The organism is Agrobacterium sp. CG674 (genome assembly GCF_053521645.1).
In genome coordinates, this window is the sequence record NZ_JBNWDZ010000003.1 from 200,687 (window position 1) to 214,922 (window position 14,236).

At 55.9% G+C, this 14,236-nt stretch carries 16 protein-coding genes; 12 read left to right on the forward strand and 4 right to left on the reverse strand.

Annotated elements, in window-relative coordinates:
• The first annotated feature begins 37 nt into the window (after positions 1 to 37).
• The 5 genes from clpS to ACQZ51_RS10175 all read left to right on the forward strand — a co-directional run bounded on the left by clpS (position 38) and on the right by ACQZ51_RS10175 (position 5,089).
• The gene (gene clpS / locus ACQZ51_RS10155) at positions 38 to 391 is read left to right on the forward strand and encodes an ATP-dependent Clp protease adapter ClpS (protein ID WP_448776900.1); all 354 of its coding nucleotides are present in this window, start codon (positions 38 to 40) and stop codon (positions 389 to 391) included.
• A gap of 10 nt (positions 392 to 401) precedes the next feature.
• Positions 402 to 2,903 carry an ATP-dependent Clp protease ATP-binding subunit ClpA gene (gene clpA, locus ACQZ51_RS10160; protein ID WP_448776902.1) on the forward strand — a complete coding sequence of 834 codons (2,502 nt, stop codon included), beginning with the start codon at positions 402 to 404 and terminating at the stop codon, positions 2,901 to 2,903.
• An 89-nt stretch (positions 2,904 to 2,992) separates the two neighbouring features.
• A complete protein-coding gene (locus ACQZ51_RS10165) occupies positions 2,993 to 3,748 on the forward strand; it encodes an AzlC family ABC transporter permease (protein ID WP_448776903.1) in 756 nt (251 codons plus the stop codon).
• Positions 3,745 to 4,089 (forward strand): AzlD domain-containing protein, encoded by a 345-nt coding sequence (locus tag ACQZ51_RS10170; protein ID WP_448776905.1) that lies wholly within the window; start codon positions 3,745 to 3,747, stop codon positions 4,087 to 4,089. Before ACQZ51_RS10165 ends, ACQZ51_RS10170 begins: the two co-directional genes overlap by 4 nt.
• A gap of 52 nt (positions 4,090 to 4,141) precedes the next feature.
• Positions 4,142 to 5,089, forward strand: a complete 948-nt coding sequence (locus ACQZ51_RS10175; protein ID WP_448776907.1) for a phosphatase PAP2 family protein — start codon at positions 4,142 to 4,144, stop codon at positions 5,087 to 5,089.
• 17 nt (positions 5,090 to 5,106) lie between these two features.
• On the opposite strand, the gene ACQZ51_RS10180 is transcribed toward ACQZ51_RS10175, so the two are convergent.
• From ACQZ51_RS10180 to ACQZ51_RS10195, 4 genes are read right to left on the reverse strand one after another with little or no spacing between them, the layout of a single operon-like run.
• Positions 5,107 to 5,529: an HIT family protein gene (locus tag ACQZ51_RS10180; protein WP_448776909.1), complete on the reverse strand. Its 423-nt coding sequence runs from the start codon at positions 5,527 to 5,529 to the stop codon at positions 5,107 to 5,109.
• Between the two features lie 19 nt (positions 5,530 to 5,548).
• A complete protein-coding gene (locus ACQZ51_RS10185) occupies positions 5,549 to 6,739 on the reverse strand; it encodes a GNAT family N-acetyltransferase (protein ID WP_448776910.1) in 1,191 nt (396 codons plus the stop codon).
• A complete protein-coding gene (locus ACQZ51_RS10190; protein ID WP_448776912.1) occupies positions 6,736 to 7,476 on the reverse strand; it encodes a glycerophosphodiester phosphodiesterase family protein in 741 nt (246 codons plus the stop codon). Before ACQZ51_RS10190 ends, ACQZ51_RS10185 begins: the two co-directional genes overlap by 4 nt.
• On the reverse strand, positions 7,473 to 7,943 hold the full coding sequence (locus ACQZ51_RS10195) for a RidA family protein (RefSeq protein ID WP_111838281.1): 471 nt from the start codon (positions 7,941 to 7,943) through the stop codon (positions 7,473 to 7,475). The genes ACQZ51_RS10190 and ACQZ51_RS10195 overlap by 4 nt, the downstream gene beginning before the upstream one ends.
• Positions 7,944 to 8,058: 115 nt before the next feature.
• Between ACQZ51_RS10195 and ACQZ51_RS10200 the strand changes: the two genes are divergently transcribed.
• The 7 genes from ACQZ51_RS10200 to ACQZ51_RS10230 all read left to right on the forward strand — a co-directional run bounded on the left by ACQZ51_RS10200 (position 8,059) and on the right by ACQZ51_RS10230 (position 14,223).
• The gene (locus ACQZ51_RS10200; protein WP_448776914.1) at positions 8,059 to 8,901 is read left to right on the forward strand and encodes a cell envelope integrity EipB family protein; all 843 of its coding nucleotides are present in this window, start codon (positions 8,059 to 8,061) and stop codon (positions 8,899 to 8,901) included.
• Between the two features lie 180 nt (positions 8,902 to 9,081).
• On the forward strand, positions 9,082 to 9,867 hold the full coding sequence (rpsB, locus tag ACQZ51_RS10205) for a 30S ribosomal protein S2 (RefSeq protein ID WP_448776916.1): 786 nt from the start codon (positions 9,082 to 9,084) through the stop codon (positions 9,865 to 9,867).
• A 245-nt stretch (positions 9,868 to 10,112) separates the two neighbouring features.
• Complete coding sequence (gene tsf, locus ACQZ51_RS10210) at positions 10,113 to 11,039, forward strand: translation elongation factor Ts (protein WP_042619404.1); 927 nt, start codon at positions 10,113 to 10,115, stop codon at positions 11,037 to 11,039.
• Between the two features lie 202 nt (positions 11,040 to 11,241).
• Positions 11,242 to 11,964: a UMP kinase gene (pyrH, locus tag ACQZ51_RS10215; RefSeq protein ID WP_042619736.1), complete on the forward strand. Its 723-nt coding sequence runs from the start codon at positions 11,242 to 11,244 to the stop codon at positions 11,962 to 11,964.
• A gap of 64 nt (positions 11,965 to 12,028) precedes the next feature.
• Positions 12,029 to 12,586 carry a ribosome recycling factor gene (frr, locus tag ACQZ51_RS10220; RefSeq protein WP_042619405.1) on the forward strand — a complete coding sequence of 186 codons (558 nt, stop codon included), beginning with the start codon at positions 12,029 to 12,031 and terminating at the stop codon, positions 12,584 to 12,586.
• A gap of 60 nt (positions 12,587 to 12,646) precedes the next feature.
• A complete protein-coding gene (locus ACQZ51_RS10225) occupies positions 12,647 to 13,390 on the forward strand; it encodes an isoprenyl transferase (protein WP_448776918.1) in 744 nt (247 codons plus the stop codon).
• The gene (locus ACQZ51_RS10230) at positions 13,390 to 14,223 is read left to right on the forward strand and encodes a phosphatidate cytidylyltransferase (protein ID WP_192066768.1); all 834 of its coding nucleotides are present in this window, start codon (positions 13,390 to 13,392) and stop codon (positions 14,221 to 14,223) included. Before ACQZ51_RS10225 ends, ACQZ51_RS10230 begins: the two co-directional genes overlap by 1 nt.
• The last annotated feature ends 13 nt before the right edge of the window (positions 14,224 to 14,236 follow it).

Consider the following 14,236-nt stretch of genomic DNA (forward strand, 5'->3'; position numbering starts at 1 on the left):
TGGAGTGGAGCGTGTTTGATCTGGAGAATGATAAAAAATGATCGAGAAGTCGATCTACATGCAAGGTGATGGTGAAGGGGAAGATGGCGGTACCAACCGTGGCACATCTGTTATCACCCGCACGAAACCTAAGACAAAAAAGCCCAATCTATACCGTGTTCTTTTACTGAACGACGATTATACTCCCATGGAGTTCGTCATTCATATTCTGGAGCGTTTTTTCCAGAAGGACAGGGAAGGGGCAACCCGCATCATGTTGCATGTACACCAGCACGGTGTCGGCGAATGCGGGGTGTTTACATATGAGGTCGCAGAGACAAAAGTAAGTCAGGTCATGGATTTCGCCCGACAGCACCAGCACCCGCTTCAGTGCGTCATGGAAAAGAAATGAGGATCGCAACGTGCCAACTTTTTCCCCAAGTCTAGAGAAGGCGCTGCATCAGGCACTGACCTTTGCTAACGACCGCCACCACGAATATGCGACGCTGGAGCACCTTTTGCTGGCGCTGATAGAAGATGCGGATGCAGCAGCCGTGATGGGTGCATGCAACGTTGATCTCGACGCGCTTAAAAAGACAGTTGTCGATTATGTCGACAATGAATTGTCCAACCTTGTGACGGGTTACGATGAGGATTCAAAGCCGACTTCTGGCTTCCAACGTGTGATCCAGCGCGCCGTGATTCATGTTCAATCATCCGGTCGTGAAGAAGTCACTGGTGCCAATGTGCTGGTGGCGATCTTTGCCGAGCGCGAAAGCCACGCCGCTTACTTCCTGCAAGAGCAGGAAATGACGCGCTATGACGCCGTGAACTTCATTTCTCACGGTATCGGCAAGCGTCCCGGCACATCCCAGACCCGCACGCCACGCGGTTCCGAGGAGAGCGAGAGCGAATCCAAGCCACCACGCAGCAGTTCTGACGACGACAATGCGGCGCCCAAGAAGCAGCCGGATGCGCTGAAAGCCTATTGCGTCAACCTCAACGACAAGGCCCGCAACGGCAAGATTGATCCGCTGATCGGTCGCCATGCCGAGGTGAACCGGACGATCCAGATCCTGTGCCGTCGTTCCAAGAACAATCCGCTTTATGTTGGTGATCCCGGCGTTGGCAAGACGGCGATTGCCGAAGGTCTGGCCAAGCGCATCGTGGAAGGTAAGGTTCCAGAGGCGTTGAAGAACGACACGATCTTCTCCCTCGATATGGGCACGCTTCTGGCAGGCACCCGTTATCGCGGTGACTTCGAAGAGCGTTTGAAGCAGGTCGTCAAAGAGCTGGAAGAATATCCAGGTGCGGTGCTTTTCATTGATGAAATCCACACCGTGATCGGTGCTGGCGCGACTTCGGGCGGGGCTATGGACGCCTCCAACCTGCTCAAGCCTGCTCTGTCCTCGGGTGCAATCCGCTGCATCGGTTCGACCACCTACAAGGAATATCGCCAGTTCTTTGAAAAGGACCGCGCTCTGGTGCGTCGCTTCCAGAAGATCGACGTCAATGAGCCATCCATCGAAGATGCAATCGAGATCATGAAGGGTTTGAAGCCCTATTTCGAGAGCTACCACCACCTGCGTTATTCCAACGAAGCCATCAAGGCGGCGGTTGAGCTTTCGGCCCGTTATATTTCTGACCGCAAGCTGCCGGACAAGGCGATCGACGTCATCGACGAAACCGGTGCCGCCCAGATGCTGTTGCCGCCATCCAAGCGTCGCAAGCTGATCACCGAAAAGGAGATCGAGGTTACAATTGCGACCATGGCTCGCATTCCGGCCAAGACGGTTTCCAAGGATGACGAGATGGTTCTCGCCAACCTTGAGAAAGAGCTGCGCTCCGTGGTTTATGGCCAAGATATCGCGATTGAAGCGTTGTCTACCGCCATTAAGCTTGCACGTGCGGGTCTTCGCGAACCGAACAAGCCGATTGGCTCCTATGTGTTTTCCGGCCCGACTGGCGTGGGCAAGACCGAAGTTGCCAAGCAGCTTGCTGCCTCGCTCGGCGTGGAAATGCTGCGCTTTGACATGTCGGAATATATGGAGCGGCATACGGTTTCGCGTCTTCTGGGTGCACCTCCCGGCTATGTCGGCTTCGATCAGGGTGGGCTTTTGACCGATGGTGTGGATCAACATCCGCACTCTGTGGTCCTGCTCGACGAAATCGAAAAGGCTCATCCAGACATCTACAACATCCTGTTGCAGGTGATGGACCACGGCTCGCTGACGGACCATAACGGCAAGAAGATCGACTTCCGCAACGTCATTCTGATCATGACGACCAATGCGGGCGCATCCGAGATGGCCAAGTCGGCCATCGGTTTCGGTTCTTCCAAGCGCACGGGCGAAGATGAAGAGGCGCTCAACCGCCTGTTCACGCCGGAATTCCGCAACCGTCTGGATGCGATCATTCCGTTCTCGCCGCTTCCGACTGCGGTTATCCACAAGGTTGTGCAGAAGTTCGTCATGCAGTTGGAAACCCAGCTGTCCGAACGCAATGTGACCTTCGACCTGCACGAAGACGCCATCGCGTGGCTTTCCGAGAAGGGCTACGACGAGAAAATGGGTGCGCGTCCGCTCGGTCGCGTCATTCAGGAGCACATCAAGAAGCCGCTCGCCAATGAGATCCTGTTCGGGAAGCTCAAGAAGGGTGGCGTCGTCAGCGTGTTCGTGGGTAAGAATGATGACGGCACGGATGGCCTGAAGCTGAATGTTCTGCCGGAGACTGCGCCGGTAAAGCCCAGGCCTGAAGCTGAGCTGAAGGCGGCAAAATCGCCCGGCAAATCCAAGGCCAAGGCAAAGGTGGTAAAGCCTGAGCCAGAGGCCGAGGTTGTGGCTGCTGCGACGGACAAGACGACCGAGGAGGTCGCTCCCCGCCGCAAGGCAAACACAGTGCCGAAGGTACCAAAAAAGAAGTAAGCTGCGTTCAATTCCGACGCGTTCAATGCTACAGACCAGTGCCGGGCCTCTTGCCCGGCACTTTATTTTTGTCGATACCGGATATCCACATGGATCTAGAACGCGATGCAGACTCCGCTTACCTCTGGTTTTTCAGAGGCATGAAGGGGATTTTTTCGCTGCCCTCGCTCATTCTCATGATCTCCTTTGTGGGGTTCAGCGCATTCGCGCTGGAATCAGGCGTTCCGCGCGAAGAAGCGGTTTTCATGACGCTGGTCATCTGGGCCTTGCCTGCCAAGATGATCCTCATTGGTGCAATGACCAGCGGGGCGGGGTTAGCGACATGCTTTCTCGTCGTCACCCTGTCATCCATCCGCATGATGCCGATGGTGGCTTCCATCGTGCCGGAAATGCGCACCGCCAAAACGCCGACCTGGATCCTGCTTTTTCTTTCGCATTTCGTGGCGATCACGGCCTGGGTCTATGCCACGCAAAATCTCACCAAGGTGCCGAGGCCTGCGCGTGTGGCATGGTTTATCGGCTTCGGCATGACACTGACACTGGTGAATGCCGCTATCGTCGCCATCTGCTATGGCGTCGTGGCAGCGTTTCCGCCGCTGGTGGCTGGCGTGCTGTTCTTCCTGACGCCGGTCTACTTCATTTCCTCGATCTGGGCGTCGGCCAGACACAGCGTCGTCAAGGTGGCCTTCGTCATCGGCGTGATCGGCGGCCCGCTATTTGCCGTTATCGAGCCGGAATTCGACATTCTCTATGCCGGTATTGGCGGTGGAACGCTTGCCTACCTGATTGACCGCTTCTGGTTTCGCCGCAAAATCGAGCCTGTTACTGTGGAGGGAGAGCCATGATGACCGATGCGTGGTGGGCGCCCTATCTCTTTATCGCGATTGCAGGCTGGATTGCGACAGACCTCTGGCGCTGGCTCGGTGTTCTCGCCGGAAACCGCCTGAAAGAGGGATCTGAGGTCTTGAACTGGGTCAGAGCCGTCGCAACGGCCCTCGTCATGGCCGTGACAGCAAAGCTGATCGTCTTTCCGACAGGTGTTCTGGAGCAAACGCCGCTTTGGCTGCGAATAGGGGCGGCTGTCGTGGGGTTCGTTGCGTTCCTCGCAAGCGGCCAAAAAGTCATCGTCGGGGTTGTGGCGCCGCTGGCTATCCTTGCGTCCGTTATGGCGTTTTTAATGTATTGATGATTAGCGTTCGCGTGTAAGAGATATCGAAACTTTTCTTCGCGTGGAGCGCATGTTTCTTCAGCCAGTTGAACGTTTTTTATTTATAATTATCTGCGCTTTAGCGATCTTCGATATCATTGCTGTGAACCATAAATCAATTAGCCTTGATATCACGGGCTATGCGATCAGTCTGGCAATGGGCTTGGTGCCTCTGATCATCGGACAATATTATAGATTTCTTGATCGAGATGAACGGTTGGGAACCGTTCTCACCGCGTCCGGGCTCTACATCCTGTTTTCGATCTTCGCCTCCATCTTCAACTACATGTTTCTGCCGATATCGTTCGCCCCGATCGACGCGATTCTAATAAAGACCGACGGATTGATGGGTTATAGCTGGCCCACGATTGTTACACTGGCGGCATCCTATCCGTGGGCAGGAACAGCACTTTACTTCGTTTACATGACCACCCTTCCGCAGTTGCTCGTGATCCTTATCGTGCTTGGTTTCACAGGTCAGCAGAAGAGGCTCCATTGCTTCCTGGTCACGGGCACGATTGGGGCACTTTTGAGTATCAGCTTCTGGGTGATTTTCCCGACATTCGGAGCGAAAGCCTATCACAGCTTGCCGGAATGGGTCACGCTTGCGATACCTTTAGCTGTCAATCCTGCATATGGACAGGAGTTGATGCGGTTGGGAGCTGAGGGCGTTCAATATCTTTCGCCAGCAAATATCCTGGGGCTGATCGGCTTTCCATCGTTTCATATCTTCATGGCGCTCATGTCATTCGTCTTCGTCCCAAGGCATGTGTTTTTTATCGTGACAATTGGCACGCTTAACATACTCATGTTGCCCGCGGTGCTGGTCCAGGGTGGCCATCACCTAACTGATATTTTCGGTGGCATAGCATTCTTTGCCATCGTCTATCCAATTTCGCGATCCATTGTGAATGCACTTACCAAACACGATACGCCGACAGGTGCATCACAAGTATCGGTCCCGGTGACGAACGGCTAAGCGCCGATGTTGCCGAACTAGAGCGCCGCCTTGATACGCTCCGCATGCTCTCTCAACATATCCCCATCCGCCATCGCACCGCTATGCGGCTTCATGGGCTCTGCCTCGTTGCGGGGTATGACGTGGAAGTGCAGGTGGAACACCGTCTGGCCTGCGGCGGGTTCGTTGAACTGCGCGATGTAAACGCCATCGGCATCGAATGCCTGCTTGGCGGCAATGGCGAGTTTTTGAACGACGGCGATTGTTTTAGCCAGAATGTCAGGGTCAGCGTCCAGAATGTTGCGGGAGCCTGATTTGGGAATGACGAGCAAATGGCCCGGCGCCTGCGGCATTACATCCATGAAAGCCAGCGTGTGTTCGTCCTCGTAGACCTTTGCGCAAGGGATCTCGCCGCGCAGGATCTTGGCGAAAATGTTGTTGGTGTCATAGGTGGATGTCATCAAATCTCTCCTCAGGCAATCAATCGTCGGTTTCGGGGCGCTCGCCCTTGCGGAAAGGGCTGTGCTCGTCAAGATAGTCCCCGATCTGCTCCACCTCGTTTCGCTCGCGCTCAAGATAATCGGCAATGGCACGGCGAAGACCTGGGTGGGTTATGAAGTGCGCAGAACGGGTGGTGACCGGTGTGTAACCCCGTGCAAGCTTATGTTCGCCCTGTGCTCCAGCCTCCACACGGGCAAGGCCACGCGCCAGCGCGAAATCTATGGCTTGATGGTAGCAGACCTCGAAGTGGAGGAACGGGTGGTCCTCGATGCAACCCCAATGGCGGCCGTAAAGCGCCTGTCCACCGATGAAGTTGATCGCGCCCGCAATATAGCGGCCTTCACGCTTTGCCATGACCAGAAGAATATCTTCCGGCATGCGCTGGCCGATCAGGGAATAGAATTCGCGGGTAAGGTAAGGACGCCCCCATTTGCGGCTGCCTGTATCCCTGTAGAAGGCATAGAACTGGTCCCATATGTCTTCGGTCAGATCGCTGCCCGTCAGCCAGTCGATCTCTATGCCATTTTCGAGAGCGGCGCGGCGCTCCTTCTTGAGGCCCTTGCGTTTGCGAGAGGAGAGCGCATCGAGAAAATCTGTGTGGTCCCGGAAGCCATTGTTGATGAAATGAAACTGCTGGTCGGTGCGGGGTAGGAAACCTTCTTGCACCAGCGCATCCATGTCGTCATCGGGGGCAAATGTTACGTGCGCCGAGGAAATCTCGATCGCCTCCGTCACCTGCCGTAAACCGGAGGCCAGAACCTGCCGGAAAGCAGCATCGTCGATACCAGTTGTGAGAAGCCGTGGTCCGGTTGCAGGCGTGAAGGGAACCGAGCATTGCAGCTTGGGATAATAACTGCCGCCCGCCCGCTCCAGTGCATCCGCCCATCCATGGTCGAACACATATTCGCCCTGGCTATGGCTTTTCAGATAGGCAGGGATCGCGCCCTTCAATTCTCCCTCACCATCTTCCAGAAGCAGATGGTGGCCCCGCCATCCGGTCTTGGCTGTAGCGGAACCGGACTCTTCCATGGAAGAGAGGAAAGCATGGGATATGAATGGGTTGTAGTCATCTGTTCGCGTAAGTTTTGAAGTCCCGGAAAGCATGTTCCAGCTTTCCGGGGCAATGTCCTTGAAGGACTGTTCTACGCGAATGGAATATTCATCGCTCATGCGCTGGCTGTAACGCCTTCTCTTGGGTCGAAACCTTCAAACGTCATCTGGTCCGCATATTTATAGGTATTCGCGCGACCGGTTTCATCCCGCACCGTCCAGGTAATCACGGGAATCCCGAGTTTTCTTTGGGCATCGATGAAGCGGTTGGGCAGATGTGACCAGGCATAAGAGATGAAATCAAGGCCGATCTGCATGGCTTCATCATGCTTGAAAAAGTCTTCAGGCTTTGCGCCCTCCGCCGTCAGGCCAAGTGGCCAGGGCGAACCAGCGGCCTTGAGGTCTTTCAGCAGATGACGATCAAAGCTCATCAGCGCGACATGACCTTCGTAGCCTTCAAGCTCTTCGAGAACCGCTTCGGCAAAGCCGATATCGACATTGTCGCCCGCACGGCCCTTAAGTTCCAGAACGAGTGGGACCCTGCCGCCGCAGAGCTTCAACAACTGCTTGAGCGTCGGCACACGGTCTTTGGTCTGCCCGACGGACAACATGCCGAGTTCGCCAGACGTGCGCTCCCGCACATCACCCTTGATGCCGGTCAGGCGGCTCATCTCGTCATCGTGGAAGACGACGGGAACGCTGTCTGAGGCCAGCTGCAAGTCACATTCGATGGCGAAACCCGCGTCGATTGCGCGAGAGAACGCCGTCAGGGTGTTTTCCCAGACGGTTTTGTTCTGATCATGATAGCCACGATGAGCGACGGGAGTGGCGGTGAGCCAGGAAAGTTTCAGCGTCATACGTCAATTTCCACGATGGCGTCGATTTCGACTGCGGCATTGAAGGGCAGGGAGGCCATGCCCACGGCGGCACGCGCATGTTTGCCAGCATCGCCCAGAACATTGGCGATCAGGTTCGATGCCCCGTTGATAACAAGATGCTGCTCGGTGAATTCAGGTACGGAAGCGACAAATCCGTTCAACTTCAGAACGCGGCGGACCTTCGAGAGGTCGCCGTTGAGCGCGGCTTTGACTTGCGCGAGAATGTTCACGGCGCAGAGTTCGGCTGCGCGCTGCGCGGTCGCAACATCGACATCGCGGCCAACATGGCCCGTGACCGCAATCTTGCCGGATTCCATCGGCAATTGACCTGAAATGTAAAGAAGATTGCCGCTTATTGTGTAGGGTACATAGTTTGCAGCAGGCGCCGCGGCGGCGGGCAGGGTGTAGCCAAGTTCCTTCAGGCGAGCTTCGATGGCATCCGACATTTTCGTCTCCGCTTTTGTTGTAAATCTTTCAAAAATCCGGCAGACAGATCATGATGTCCAGAAGCCGGGCGATTGCTTGTACAATATGAGCGGTGAGTCCAACAGGAGATATTGAATGTTTGTCAGGAACCTTGCCATCGCACTTGGCTGCGGCACCCTTTTGGTGATGCCCGGTGTCGCAAGTGCTGTGCCTGCCTCCGTTCCCAACCTGATCTCTCACCGCGCCGTCTATGACCTGGAATTGAAGGATGCGTCCGATCGCTCCGGTATCGAGGGCATGACCGGCCGCATGGTGTATGAGTTCACCGGCTCGTCCTGCAAGGGTTACAAGACCGACTTTCGCTTCGTTACACAGATCAATACCGGCGACGCGGTGCGCATGACAGACCAGCAGACCACAACCTTCGAGGACGTTGCTTCGCAGAAGTTCACCTTCGCGACCAAGTCATTTACGGATGAAAAGCTGGACAAGGAAGTGACGGGTTCTGCCGCGGACCAGAACGGGGCTATGAAAATCGACCTCGTCAAACCCGATGCACGGACAATCGATCTGGACGCTGGCGAGTTTCCGACCGAGCACATGGTACAGGTCATCGAGAACGCGAAACTCGGCAAGCGCATTTTCGAATCCCGCGTTTTCGATGGTTCTGATGACGGCGACCAAAGCCTCATCACCTCGACCCTGGTTGGCAAGCAGCAAACGCCCGGTGATGCGGACCCGGATGCTGGCAAGGCAGGTGATTTCGCCAAGACCTCGTTCTGGCCGGTGACGATTGCCTATTACAATGACAAGTCCGCCACCGATTCGCTTCCGATCTACCGCATATCGTTCAAGCTCTATGAAAATGGAATCACACGCGATCTGACCATGGATTACGGTGACTTCGTGCTGACGGGAAAACTGGCGAAGCTTGATATTCTTCCGCCCGAAAGCTGTGAAAAGCAGCCACTTCGCTGATCATATCGGCTAATTTCGCATATTGACTTGCGTTTCGTTGAAACAGTCTGTATGCGGCACACCATTCCACACGCGAAGCTTGGGATGTTCCGGGAGAAATCCGGATCATTCCGCCCGGTGGTGCCAGTTTGCTGGCGCTGTTTGCTTCGCGGGGGTTAAACCGGAAAAGGATAACTAGGCATGGCATTGCCCGATTTCTCTATGCGTCAGCTTCTGGAAGCTGGCGTTCACTTTGGTCACCAGACACATCGCTGGAACCCAAAGATGAAGCCGTACATCTTCGGCGACCGCAGCAACATCCACATCATCGACCTTGCACAGACAGTTCCTTTGCTGTCGCGCGCCCTTCAGGTCGTGTCTGACACGGTTGCCCGTGGCGGTCGCGTTCTGTTCGTTGGCACGAAGCGTCAGGCTTCTGAAATCATCGCCGACAGTGCAAAGCGTTCTGCCCAGTACTACGTCAACTCGCGTTGGCTCGGCGGCATGATGACCAACTGGAAGACGATTTCGAACTCGATCGCACGTCTGCGCAAGGTCGACGAAATCCTCAACTCCGACGCATCTGGCTACTCCAAGAAAGAGCGCCTGAACCTTGAGCGCGAACGCGAAAAGCTTGAAAAGGCTCTCGGCGGTATCCGCGATATGGGCGGCGTTCCTGATCTGATGTTCATTGTTGACACCAACAAGGAAAAGATCGCCATCGAAGAAGCAAAGCGTCTGGGCATTCCAGTCGTTGCGATCATCGACAGCAACTGCGATCCAGACCAGATCGACTTCCCGATTCCCGGCAACGACGATGCTTCGCGCGCTATCTCGCTCTATTGCGATCTGATTGCCCGTGCAGCTATCGACGGTATCGCACGTCAGCAGGGTTCTTCCGGTCGTGACCTCGGCGCGATGGAAGAAGCACCAATCGAGCCAGCGCTCGAAGACGAAGCTGCTCCTGCTGCTGATACGACTGCCTGATAAGGCTACAGGCGGCGCTGATTTGCCGCCTTCTCCATGAGACGAGACAAGGCCGTTCTGGACTAGAAAAGTTCGGCGGCCTTGTTCGTTTCCATCACGCCGTTTGCTTGGCAGGGCGTGAATTTTGACGTTTCGTGATGGCCTCTTCATCAGGCTGTCACAGTTCCGGGTACATTCGTTCCCAAAATCCGATTGAGGTCTGGCCGCATTCGTGCCGTGACCGACGAACCGACAAGAGGCACACAATGAGCGAAATCACAGCCGCAATGGTAAAGGAACTGCGCGAGAAGTCTGGCGCAGGCATGATGGATTGCAAAAAGGCGCTGTCCGAGACCGGTGGCGACATGGAAGCCGCAATCGACTGGCTGCGCGCCAAGGGTATCGCCAAGGCTGACAAGAAGTCTGGCCGTACGGCTGCTGAAGGTCTCGTTGGTATCGCATCTGCCGGCCACAAGGCTGTTGTCGTTGAAATCAACTCCGAAACCGACTTCGTTGCGCGCAACGATGCGTTCCAGGACATCGTTCGCGGCATTGCATCCGTTGCTCTGACAACAAACGGTTCCGTTGACGCCGTTGCTGCAGCAACCTACCCAGCAACCGGCAAGTCTGTTGCAGACACCATCAAGGACGCAATTGCGACCATCGGTGAGAACATGACGCTGCGCCGCTCGGCAATGCTCGAAGTTGAGCATGGCGTTGTTGCGACCTACGTTCACAATGCAGCTGGCGACGGCATCGGCAAGCTGGGCGTTCTCGTTGCGCTGAAGTCTGAAGGCGACAAGGCCGTTCTGACATCCATCGGCCGCCAGATCGCAATGCACATTGCTGCGACCAACCCGCTTGCTATCCGTTCGGAAGAAGTTGACGCGGCTGTTGCCGAGCGTGAACGCAATGTCTTCATCGAGCAGGCTCGCGAATCCGGCAAGCCAGAAGCCATCATCGAAAAGATGGTTGACGGCCGCATGCGCAAGTTCTTCGAAGAAGTCGCTCTTCTGTCGCAGGCATTCGTCATCAACCCTGACATCACCGTTGGTGACGCCGTCAAAGAAGCTGAAAAGGAAGCTGGCGCGAAGATCGAAGTTGTCGGCATGGCTCGCCTGTTGCTGGGCGATGGCGTCGAAAAGGAAGAAAGCGACTTCGCAGCTGAAGTTGCTGCTGTCGCCAAGGGCTGATCTATTTACCCAAATACGGGAAAACTATGGGGCATCGCGTGACAACGCGGTGCCCTTCGTGTATCGGCGTTGCGGTTATATCCTGCAGCGGCTAGCAATCATCCAGATTCGTCGTGCGCTGTGGTTTTTCAAGTTTCGCATGTTGCGATGTTTCGCCGGCCATTGCTGCGAGTTCACGCATTCCATGCCTTAAGGAGTCATGATGTCTTCCAAGCCGCTTTATAAACGTGTTCTTCTCAAGGCGTCGGGCGAAGCCCTCATGGGCGATCAGGGTTTCGGCATCGACGTTGCTGTCGCGGACCGCATCGCATCTGATATTGCCGAGGCGAGAGCCATGGGTGTCGAGGTGGGTGTTGTCGTTGGCGGTGGTAATATCTTCCGCGGTGTTGCCGTGGCATCCAAGGGTGGAGACCGGGTGACGGGCGACCATATGGGTATGCTCGCAACCATCATCAACGCCCTGGCGCTCGCGACATCACTGCGCAAGCTCGATATCGACACCGTGGTGCTTTCTGCCATCGCCATGCCGGAAATCTGCGAGAGCTTCTCTCAGCGCGCGACGCTTTCGCACATGGCGCAAGGTCGCGTCGTGATTTTCGCCGGTGGCACCGGCAACCCGTTCTTCACCACGGATTCGGCTGCGGCCTTGCGCGCCGCCGAAATGGGTGCTGAAGCGATCTTCAAGGGCACTCAGGTTGACGGCATCTATTCTGCCGACCCGAAGAAGGATCCGACGGCCACGCGCTTCGAGGAGTTGACGCATTCGGAAGTTCTCGCCAAGGGACTGGCCGTCATGGACGTAGCAGCCGTTGCACTGGCGCGGGAAAACCACATCCCGATCATCGTCTTCTCGATCCACGAAAAGGGTGGTTTTGCGCAAATATTGACGGGTGGCGGTCGCAAGACCATCGTACACGACAAGTAACACCCGGCGCTGATTCCACGCTACACATAAGGCCGCGAGCGCCAAGAACTGATGGAGTATGAAAATGAGTGATGTTGACCTCAACGATATCAAGCGCCGCATGGACGGTGCCATCAATGCATTCAAGAGCGACATTGCATCGCTGAGAACCGGCCGCGCTTCTGCCAACATTCTCGATCCGGTCACGGTTGATGCCTACGGCTCCCGTGTGCCGCTTTCGCAGGTCGCAAACATCACGGTTCCAGAAGCGCGCATGCTGGGTGTGAACATCTGGGACAAATCGATGGTTGGTGCGGTTGATCGTGCCATCCGCGAATCCAATCTTGGTCTGAACCCGATCGTTGATGGCCAGAACCTCCGTATTCCTCTTCCAGAGCTGAACGAAGAGCGCCGCAAGTCTCTCGTGAAGGTCGCGCATGACTACGCGGAGAAGGCCAAGGTTGCCATTCGGCACGTCCGGCGCGATGGTATGGACGGCCTGAAAAAGGCTGAAAAGGATGGCGACATCGGCCAGGATGAAAGCCGTGCAAAGTCTGACAAGGTTCAGAAGATGACGGATGACACAATTTCGGATATTGATCGCTTGCTTGCTGAGAAAGAAAGAGAAATCATGCAGGTATAGTTGGTCGCAGACCAACAGCATATTTCCCTGTCAACGCCACGCTGCTTAAACTGGATCGAGATGTCGGACACTAGCCGTTCCTCACTACCCGAGCATGTTGCCATCATCATGGATGGCAATGGGCGTTGGGCCAAGCAGCGTGGGCTTCCGCGCATCATGGGCCATAGACGTGGCGTCGAAGCTGTGCGCGAAACGGTGCGGGCCGCGGGCGAATGCGGCCTGAAATATCTGACGCTTTTCGCATTCTCCTCGGAAAACTGGCGCAGGCCAGAATCCGAGGTGAGCGATCTCTTAGGGCTTCTCAAAGCCTTCATTCGCCGAGACCTTGCCGATTTGCACAAGGAAAATGTGCGGGTTCGTATCATTGGAGACCGGCAGAGTTTGAAGGATGACATCCGCAGCCTGTTGATCGAAGCCGAGCAGATGACGGCCGCCAACACCGCACTGACGCTGGTCATCGCCTTCAATTACGGTTCGCGCGATGAAATAGCCCGCGCGGCTGCTTCGCTGGCAGCAGATGTGGCTGCAGGCGTGTTGAGCCCGTCTGACGTCGATGCTGACGCGATCTCTTCGCGCCTCGACACCGCCGGAATGCCGGACCCCGATCTCATCATCCGCACCAGCGGCGAAGAGCGGCTATCCAACTTCATGTTGTGGCAGGCGGCTTACGCTGAATTTCTCTTCATTCCTGAGTACTGGCCGGACTTTGACCGCAAGACGTTTGTCTCAGCCATTGACCAGTATATGACGCGTGATCGCAGGTTTGGCGGCCTTTCGAGCCAAGTCGCTCTGGCGGGTGCCTAATGAGCCGGGAACTGAGGCTAAGGCTTATCTCTGGCATCGTGCTCGCCGCCGTCATACTCACAGCCACCTGGTACGGCGGAATGATGTTCCGCCTTGTCGCCGGGGTTCTGGCGCTGTTGCTCTATTTCGAGTGGAGCACCATCACCAAGCTGTCCGATACCAATCCGACGGGTTATGCCTGGGGCTGGTTTTCGGTAGCGGTCATGGCTGGCAATACGATTTTCGGCGAGTCTTCGCTCGATCTGCCCCTTCTGTCAGGTTTCGCGCTCACCGCAGCGCTCTTTCCGGTCTTGCGCGGTCGCAACTGGTGGCTGGTGGGCGGCATCGTCTATGCCGGTCTCAGTGGCATTTCCCTGGCGGCAATTCGCGGTGACGAGCTGACGGGCTTTGCAGCCATGGTCTTCGTCTTCGCCATCGTCTGGGCTACAGATATCCTGGCCTACTTTGTTGGCCGTGCCATCGGTGGTCCAAAGCTTGCACCGGCCATATCGCCGGGAAAGACGTGGTCGGGAGCCATAGGCGGCACGGTCTCTGGCGTCGCTGCGGGCTCGGCAGTGGCCTATATTGATCACGGTCGCATCGGCATGGGCATCATTGGCCTTGCGCTGTTACTATCCGTTTTCAGCCAGATCGGCGATCTCTTCGAATCCTTCATCAAACGACGTTTCAAGGTCAAGGATTCCAGCAATCTCATTCCCGGACATGGCGGGTTTCTGGACCGGGTTGACGGTCTTGTTTTCGCCTGTTTTACCGTATTCCTCATTGCTGTCGTTCATGCGGCGATAACAGGTGATGTGCCAGGTTCGGGCAGCGGAATTCTTCCGGGATTCTGACAAGCGTAGAGCG

Bases quoted from the DNA above. Each gene is read 5' to 3' on its own strand.
- clpS (WP_448776900.1), top strand. From the start codon at position 38: ATGATCGAGAAGTCGATCTACATGCAAGGTGATGGTGAAGGGGAAGAT.
- ACQZ51_RS10165 (WP_448776903.1), top strand. From the start codon at position 2,993: ATGGATCTAGAACGCGATGCAGACTCCGCTTACCTCTGGTTTTTCAGA.
- ACQZ51_RS10170 (WP_448776905.1), top strand. From the start codon at position 3,745: ATGATGACCGATGCGTGGTGGGCGCCCTATCTCTTTATCGCGATTGCA.
- ACQZ51_RS10175 (WP_448776907.1), top strand. From the start codon at position 4,142: ATGTTTCTTCAGCCAGTTGAACGTTTTTTATTTATAATTATCTGCGCT.
- ACQZ51_RS10180 (WP_448776909.1), bottom strand. From the start codon at position 5,529: ATGACATCCACCTATGACACCAACAACATTTTCGCCAAGATCCTGCGC.
- ACQZ51_RS10185 (WP_448776910.1), bottom strand. From the start codon at position 6,739: ATGAGCGATGAATATTCCATTCGCGTAGAACAGTCCTTCAAGGACATT.
- ACQZ51_RS10190 (WP_448776912.1), bottom strand. From the start codon at position 7,476: ATGACGCTGAAACTTTCCTGGCTCACCGCCACTCCCGTCGCTCATCGT.
- ACQZ51_RS10195 (WP_111838281.1), bottom strand. From the start codon at position 7,943: ATGTCGGATGCCATCGAAGCTCGCCTGAAGGAACTTGGCTACACCCTG.
- ACQZ51_RS10200 (WP_448776914.1), top strand. From the start codon at position 8,059: ATGTTTGTCAGGAACCTTGCCATCGCACTTGGCTGCGGCACCCTTTTG.
- rpsB (WP_448776916.1), top strand. From the start codon at position 9,082: ATGGCATTGCCCGATTTCTCTATGCGTCAGCTTCTGGAAGCTGGCGTT.
- tsf (WP_042619404.1), top strand. From the start codon at position 10,113: ATGAGCGAAATCACAGCCGCAATGGTAAAGGAACTGCGCGAGAAGTCT.
- pyrH (WP_042619736.1), top strand. From the start codon at position 11,242: ATGTCTTCCAAGCCGCTTTATAAACGTGTTCTTCTCAAGGCGTCGGGC.
- frr (WP_042619405.1), top strand. From the start codon at position 12,029: ATGAGTGATGTTGACCTCAACGATATCAAGCGCCGCATGGACGGTGCC.
- ACQZ51_RS10225 (WP_448776918.1), top strand. From the start codon at position 12,647: ATGTCGGACACTAGCCGTTCCTCACTACCCGAGCATGTTGCCATCATC.
- ACQZ51_RS10230 (WP_192066768.1), top strand. From the start codon at position 13,390: ATGAGCCGGGAACTGAGGCTAAGGCTTATCTCTGGCATCGTGCTCGCC.